Source organism: uncultured Azohydromonas sp. (assembly GCF_937926365.1).
In the GTDB taxonomy this organism is placed as follows: domain Bacteria; phylum Pseudomonadota; class Gammaproteobacteria; order Burkholderiales; family Burkholderiaceae_C; genus Azohydromonas.
On record NZ_CALAOH010000042.1, the window covers coordinates 1 to 8,007 of the forward strand.

Annotated in this window: 3 protein-coding genes; all 3 read left to right on the plus strand. The window is 69.2% G+C overall.

Translation table 11 applies throughout. The features are described 5' to 3' along the window. The first annotated feature begins 570 nt into the window (after positions 1 to 570). Entirely contained in the window at positions 571 to 2,076 is a 1,506-nt protein-coding gene (locus tag Q0741_RS03865; RefSeq protein ID WP_298231877.1) for a TolC family protein, read from the plus strand. Between the two features lie 96 nt (positions 2,077 to 2,172). Further along, complete coding sequence (locus Q0741_RS03870; protein ID WP_298231878.1) at positions 2,173 to 2,994, plus strand: efflux RND transporter periplasmic adaptor subunit; 822 nt, start codon at positions 2,173 to 2,175, stop codon at positions 2,992 to 2,994. A gap of 69 nt (positions 2,995 to 3,063) precedes the next feature. Next, a partial coding sequence (locus Q0741_RS03875) for a tandem-95 repeat protein (RefSeq protein ID WP_298231879.1) occupies positions 3,064 to 8,007 on the plus strand: 4,944 nt, incomplete at its 3' end.

Sequence of the window (8,007 nt, forward strand, 5' to 3'; positions counted from 1 at the left end):
CCGCGCCGCGCACTCCCCAGGCGCAGGCCCAGCCGCGCCGCGAGGAGCCGCGCCGCTCCGCGCTCACCGGCGGCAGCGGGCGGTTGACGCAGCCCAAGCGCTAAGCGCTGGCCGCGACACGGGTCCGCGCCCTGCGGACCCGCGGTGCCACCCCTTCGGCATCGCTTGACGATCCTTGCCTGGCCCACGCCTGCCGTGGGCCGGCACCACCGGCGCGGCGTCCTGCCGCGCCCGGCCTGTCCCCTCCCGCCGCTTCCGGCCCCCTGCTTCACCCAGCCCGCACAGGCAGGCGGGTCTGACATCGCTTGCCCATCGTGGGCCAGCCCAGGGAATACCCAGCATTCCCCGGCAATCACTCACGGTTGCCGCCACTGAATTGTCAAATCTTTGTCAATGGTGATCCGGCGCCATGGGGCGCCGATCAACATGCGGCCAGCGCGTCCGATATGGGTGCACCGGTGCGGCGCCCACGTCCGCGCCGCCCTCGCTGGCCCGGCTTCCGTGCCGTCTAGTCCAGCAAAAAAATTTGTGCGGGCCGCCCATGGCGGCCACGCGCCTCACGGAGTCCTGATGTCCCGTCGCACCCTCGTCCCGGTCCTGGCGGTTGCCACCGTGTTGTTTGCCAGCGGTTGCGCCCAGTTGCAACCACAGCCCCCCCAACCACTGCAGGACGGCGAGATCCGGTCGCAGTGGCAGCAGGACCGTGCCGACGTGAAGCGCGACGTCGAGCCGCTGCCGGCCACGCTGACGCTGGACGAGGCCATTGCCCGCGCCCTGAAGTACAACCTCGACCGCCGGGCCCGCCTGCTGGAGCAGGCACTGGCGGCGCAGCAATTCGATGCCAGCCGCTATGACCTGCTGCCCAAGCTGCTGGCATCGGCGGGCTACAGCGCGCGCGACAGCGACCGCATCTCCCTGAGCACCGATCTCAACGGCAACCCCACCGGCGCCGCGCCCCAGCTGTCGCAGGAGCGTCGCCATCTCACCAGCCAGCTGGACCTGAGCTGGAGCGTGCTGGACTTCAGCCTGGCGCGCTACGCCAGCGAGCAGGCCGCCGACCGCGTGCTGGCCGCCGCCGAGCGCCGGCGCAAGGCGACACACCAGCTGGTGCAGGACGTGCGGGTGGCCTTCTGGCGCGTGGCCAGTGCCCAGCGGCTGCAGGCCGACGTGCAGGCCAGCCTGCGGCTCGCGGACGAGGCCCTGGAGGACGCGCGCAAGGCCGAGGCCGAACGCCTGCGTTCGCCCCTGGAGTCGCTGCGCTACCAGCGCCAGCTCACCGAGAATATGCGGCTGCTGGAGGCCATCCAGCACGAGCTGGGCACGGCGCGCTTCGAGCTCGCGGCGCTGATCAACGCGCCGGTGATGCTGCAGACCACGCTGGCGGTGGACGACGAGCAGCCCACGGGCGATCCGCTGGCGCTGTCCACCGAAGCCATGGAGGAGCTGGCGCTGGCGCAAAACCCCGACTTGCGCGAACACGTCTACCAGCGACGCCTGGCCGCTACCGAGGCCCGCAAGGTGCTCGCCCGCGCGTACCCGAACCTGAGCTTCAATCTCGGCCCGCGCTACGACACCGACAAGTACCTGGTCAACAACGGCTGGGCCGAGGCCGGCGTGCAGGTGTCCTGGAACGTGTTCAGCCTGCTGGCGCTGCCGGCGCAGCGGCGCGCCGCCGAGGCCGGCATCGCGCTGGCCGACCAGCGCCGGCTGGCCGCGCACGTGGCCACCGTCACGCAGGTGCACGTGGCGCGCGAGCAGCTCGTGGGCGCGCGGCGCCAGTTCGAGCGCGCCGACGCGCTGTGGAAGCTGGACGACAAGATCACCCGCCAGCTCGTCAGCCGCGAGCAGGCGCAGGCCGGCTCCAAGCTGGAACGCGTCGCCGCGCAGACCACCACCATCGTCAGCCTGCTGCGCCGCTACCAGGCGCTGGCGCAGGTGCACGCCGCGCAGAGCAAGCTGCAGGCGACCTTGGGCGTGGATCCGCTGCCCATGAGCAGCGACGACCTGAGCCTGGCGCAGATCGCGGCGCAGGTGCGCACGCAACTGGCCGGCACGCCCGCGGCAGCCACACGCTGACCGGGCCACGGGTGGCGCACGCCACCCTGCACGAGCCCCAGCCCCCTTCAAGCCAGCGGCCCCTGCCCGGCGGCCGCGCCTTTACGTGATGCACCCATGAACTTCCCGCTCCTGCGCTCCGCCTCCGCCGCCACGCTGCTGCTGGGCACGCTGTTTCCGGCACTGGCCGCGCCGCCCGCTGCGGCCACCAGGCTCGCCGTGGCCCCGCAAGCCGTCCAGCCCGCCGCACCGGCGGCTCTGGCTCCGATCGAAGCCGGCCCCGAAGTGCGCGCGCAACTCTCCCCGCGGCGCTTCACCACCGTGGCGGCCGAGATCGGCGCGCGCGTGCAGCGCCTGGCGGTCAGCGAGGGCGGTGCCTTCAAGGCCGGGCAGCCGCTGGTGAGCTTCGACTGCAGCCTGCAGCAGGCCCAGCTCGCGCGCGCCCGGGTGAATCTCGATGTGGCGACCAAGCAGCAGGCCACGCAGTCGCGGCTGCACGAGCTCAACGCCACCGGGCGCCAGGAGCTGGAGCAGGCCGAAGGCGAGGTCGCCAAGCAGCGCGCCGAGGTGGCGCAGATGCAGGTGGTGCTGACCAAGTGCGCCATCGCGGCCCCCTTCTCCGGCCGCGTGGCGGAGCAGAAGGTGCGCGAACAACAGTACGTGCAGCCGGGCCAGCCGCTGCTGGAGATCATCGACGACAGCGTGCTGGAAGTCGAATTCATCATGCCCTCGCGCTGGCTGGCGCAGGTGCGCGCCGGTTCGGCGGTGCACATCGCCGTGGACGAGACGGGCCGCAGCTACCCCGCGCGCGTGCTGCGCATGGGCGCGCGGGTGGACCCGGTGAGCCAGTCGGTGAAGGTGGTGGCCGCCATCGATGGCCGCCCGCCCGAGCTCATGGCCGGCATGAGCGGGCGGCTGCTGATCCAGCGCACGCCCTGACGCCGCCTCCGCCCCCCACGTTCCGCATCTCGCGTCCGTCCGCCCACGCCCCCACTGCCCGCGCCAACCATGTCCAAGCCCACCTGGAAGAAGCTGCCCTCTCCCCTGCCCCGCGCCTGGGCGCTGGAGCCCCGATTGATGTTCGATGCGGCGGCCGTGGTGGATGCCGCGCACAAGGCGGTTGAACAGCAGGTGCAGCAGCACGAGGTGGCGGATGCCACCAAGCACACGGCGAACGAGACCACAGCGGCAGTGTCTGCGGCCGCGGTGCAGGCTGCGCCGCAGCTGCTGAACCTGCAGGCAGAGGCGGTTCCGCCGGCCGCACGCAACGTGCTGGAGGAAGCGCTGCGCGGCGCGTCGGCCCAGGTCCAGTCCTTCCTGCAGCAGGCCGACGCGGCGGCGCAGCTGTTCCAGCGCTTCGATGGCGGGCAGGCGCAGCCCTCATCGGCGTGGCAGGCGGCTGCCGACGAGTTGCTGCAGCAGGTGGACCAGGGCCAATGGCAGGTGGATGTGCGCCTGGCCTCGAACGCGCAGATCCATGGGGCGCTGGGCGCCTTCGCCGCACAGGGGCCGCAAGGACGGCCCGTCATCTTCCTCAACGCGGACTGGCTGGCTGGCGGCGTCGATACGCGGACGCTCACGCGTGTGCTGATCGAGGAAAGCGGCCATGCCTTGGATGCCCGGCTCAATGGGACGCAGGACACGCCGGGGGATGAGGGAGAAGCCTTCGCCCAAGTCGTGCTGGGCCACCGCTTGGACGGAGTATCCGACGCGCGCGTGACGACCGAAGACGACCACGGTGTCGTCACCATCGACGGCATCGAGTACGCCGCCGAATACGCCACGGTCAGCTTCTCGCAGGTCTACGTCGGCACGCCGAGCTCGCTCAGCCAGGAAGCCAGTTCGCTCAACAACATCACGGCCGTCACGCCGGCAGACGGCACCAACTTCCGCTTCGTCTCGGCCAACCCGGGCGATGCGTACTACTCGGGCAACAACGTCAGCGGCACGCTGGAGTACACCGACGCCAACAACGTCGCCCAGAAGATTTACGGCGTCGCGAGCCGGCAGTTCAAGAGCAACGGCGTCACCAACGGCTTCTTCTTCTATGCCGCGGGCGCCGACGGCGTCATCGGCACCGGCGACACGGGCGAAGCCGCCTACCTGCTGGTGGTAAACAGCACCAAGTTCACTGCCGGCGGCAGCTACGGCACCAGCAGCGACCCGGTGGACACCGCGCTGAACAACTACCTCAACCACTACACCCCGGTGAGCGCCCTTGCGGACATGGGCACGGCGGTGGAGAGTGGCGGGCTCAACAACGCCACCGCGGGCAGCAATGCCACGGGCAACGTGCTGTCCAACGACCCGGGCAGCGTCAGCCGCACGGTGACGGCCGCTGGCACCAGCACGGCCAGCACCGCCGTGACGACCACGCTGGCCTCGGGTGGTACCACCGTCACCGGCTTGTACGGCACCCTGACCATCGGCACGGAAGGCCAGTACAGCTATGCGGTCAACAACGGCAGCGCGGCCGTCCAAGCGCTGCGCACCACCAGCAACACGCTGGTGGACACTTTCACCTACAAGGTCACGGATGCGCAAAACACCGCATCGAGTACCACGCTCAAGATCACCATCCAAGGTGCCAACGACACGCCCGTAGCCTCCAACGACGTCGGCACCGCCAAGGTGAGCATGCTCATCGACGGTACCGCCTATTCGGGCACGGACCTGATCGGCAGCAAGGGCACGGGCAACGTGCTCAACAACGACACCGACGTGGACCGCTACGGCGAAATCAAGTCGATCGTCGGCGTGATTGCGGACGGCAACTACGTCAGCCACACCAGTGGCGGCACCAACACCACGCTGACCTTCACGAGCCAGCAGGGCAACAGCCTCAACGCCGTCGCCGTCGGGGACTATGCCTACACCCCGCAGATCACGACCAACAAGCACTACGTGCTGCTGGACAGTTCGGGGGCGACGATCCGGATCACGAGCAAGGTCCAGAACGCCGACGGCAGCTATACGCTCGGACTGAGCTCCACTGTTGCCAAGTACAACAACGGCAGCGCCGACGTCAACTACACCTTGAACAACGGCTCGCTGGTGGACTTCGCCACGGCCTTGAACAATGGCGGCAAGCCCGGCGGCATCAAGGAAGCCACCGTGGGCACCAGCACGTCCACGAGCTACTCGACGCTGACCGTCGCCGTCAGCGACGGCTACATCGTCGCCGGCATGACGGCCTCGGGCGTCAACATTCCGGAAGGCGCCCAAGTCACCGGCGTCTCGGCCAGCGGCGGCAATCTGACAGTGACGCTCAACACGCTGCTCAGCAGCGCCCCCAGCGGCACGATCACCTTCTTCGGTGCCGGCGGCACGACCCTCAACGGCACGCTGGGCACGCTGCAGCTCAACGTGGACGGCAGCTACACCTACACGCCCACGGCCAGCAGCACCGGCGGCACCTCGGGCACCGAGATCTTCAAGTACAAGATGCTGGACGCCGGCGGCCTGACCAGCACCGCGACGCTGACCATCAACGTCCAAGCCTCCAGCAGCAGCGACCCCAACGCCACCAACGACGCGGTCACCGGCACCGAACAGGGCACGAGTGCCGGCATCAACCCGGCCGGCAACGTCTTGAGCGGGGCGATCACGGCGGGCACGGGCACGGGCGTAGTGGACACCACGCCCGGCGGCACGTCCTGGGGCAGCAACCCGGTCACGTCCGCACGCACGGCCGCAGCGACGAGCGCAACGCCCATCGGCGCTGGTGGCTACATCGACCTCACGGGTGTCTTCGGTACGCTGCGCCTGAACTCGAGCGGCGCCTACACCTACACGGTTGACAACGCCAACACCCAGGTCAACGCGCTCAACGGCGGCGACACCCTCACGGAAGTCTTCTACTACACGGTCACGAACTCGGCCGGCAAGAGCGACACCGCCACGCTCACCGTCACCATCAACGGCGCCAACGACGCACCGCTGGCAGGCGACGACACGCTCAGCGCCGTCGAGGACGACTCGGTCACCTACAGTGCATCGGAGCTGTTGGCCAACGACAGCGATGTGGACAGCAGCTCGCTGACGATCGGCAGCGTGAGCAGCGGCACCGGTGGCACGGCCGTTCTGAACCCCGACGGCACCGTCACCTTCACACCGACCGCCAACTTCAACGGCAACGCCAGCTTCACTTACACCGCCTTCGATGGTGCCGCGAGCACCACGGCGACGGTCACCGTGGTCGTTGCAGCGGTGAACGACTACCCTACGGCCGTCAACAATACCTATTCGGTCACCGAGACCAGCACGCTGTCGGGCAAGAACGTCATCACCGACAACGACACGGCTGCCGGCACCGACAGCGACACCGAAACCAATACCGCCTCCCTCTCGATCGCGCGCATCAACGGCGTGTTCTTCAGCGCCAACAGCACGAACGCAAGCTATCCGCAGGCCAGCGGTTGGATGGAGGTGGCGTTGAGCCATGGCACGCTCTACGCCAAGAGCGATGGCACGATCGGCTACGTCCACACGCCGGGCGACGTCTCGGGCGACAGCTTCACCTACTCCGTGAGCGACGGCTCGGGCGGCGAGTCCGACAGCGCCACGGTGCGTATCGACGTCCTTCCCATCAACCACGCGCCCGAGGGCACGGACGCCGTGGTGACCCTGCTCGAAGACGACACCAAGGTGTTCGCTGCGGCGGATTTCGGCTTCAGCGATGCGCAGGACGGCAACTCGTTGGCGGCGGTAAAAATCAGTTCGCTTCCCAGCGCAGGGGAGTTGCGCTACGCCGGTGTCGCCATCACAGCCGAGCAGGTAAGTAGCGGCTACGAGATCAGCAAGGCAGATCTCGATGCAGGCAAGCTCACGTTCGTACCCACGGTTGACGAGAACGGCAGCGCCTACGCCACCTTCACCTTCCAGGTGCGTGACACCGGCGGCACGACCAATGGCGGCATCGACCTCGACGCCACTCCCAACACCATCACCGTCAACGTCACCCCGGTCAACGACGCGCCCACGGCGGCCGACGACACCTTCACCGTGGCCGAGGACAGCGGCACCACGGCGCTCGACGTCCTGGCCAACGACGGCTTCGCGCCCGACACCGGCGAGACGCTCACCGTCATCGCCGTGACGCAGCCGGCCGATGGCGCCGGTACCGTCACGCTGGACGATGGCGAGGTCCACTTCACCCCGGCGGCCAACTTCTTCGGCACCACCTCGTTCACCTACACGATCAGCGACGGCAACGGCGGCACCGCCACGGCCACCGCTACCGTCACCGTCACGGCGGTCAACGACGCGCCCACGCTGGCCCACTCGCCGCTGGACCTGACGGTGAGCGAGGACGCCGGCGCGCCCGTGGGCGCGGTGGGCTCGCTGGTGAGCACCTTCACCGGCGGCATCTCCGACCCCGACGCCGGCTCGCCCAAGGGCATCGCCATCACCGCCACCGACGAGACCCACGGCACCTGGCACTACAGCACCGACGGCGGCAACCACTGGCAGGCCGTGGGCCCGGTCAGCGCCGCCGGCGCGCTGCTGCTGGCCGACGACGCCGACACCCGGCTGTACTTCCAGCCCAACGCCGACTTCAACGGCACCGTCTCCAACGGCCTGAGCTTCAGGGCCTGGGACCGCAGCAGCGGGACGGCCGGCACCAAGGTGAACCTGGCGCCCGCCATCCCCGTGGCCGACACCTTCACCATCCCGGACAGCGGCGCCGTCACGCCCTTCCCCTCGGTCGTCACCGTCTCGGGCTACGCGGGCCTGATCACCAACGTCAACGTCACGCTGAGCTCGATCACCCACACCTACCCCGACGACCTCGACATCCTGCTCGTCGGCCCGCAGGGGCAGTCCGTGCTGCTGATGTCCGACGCGGGCGGCTCGGGCGACGTCAATGGCATCACCCTGACCTTCGACGATGCCGCCGCGGCCGGGCTGTCCGACTCCGGCCAGCTCGTCAGCGGCCGCTTCAAGCCCAGC

Bases quoted from the DNA above. Each gene is read 5' to 3' on its own strand.
- Q0741_RS03865 (WP_298231877.1), top strand. From the start codon at position 571: ATGTCCCGTCGCACCCTCGTCCCGGTCCTGGCGGTTGCCACCGTGTTG.
- Q0741_RS03870 (WP_298231878.1), top strand. From the start codon at position 2,173: ATGAACTTCCCGCTCCTGCGCTCCGCCTCCGCCGCCACGCTGCTGCTG.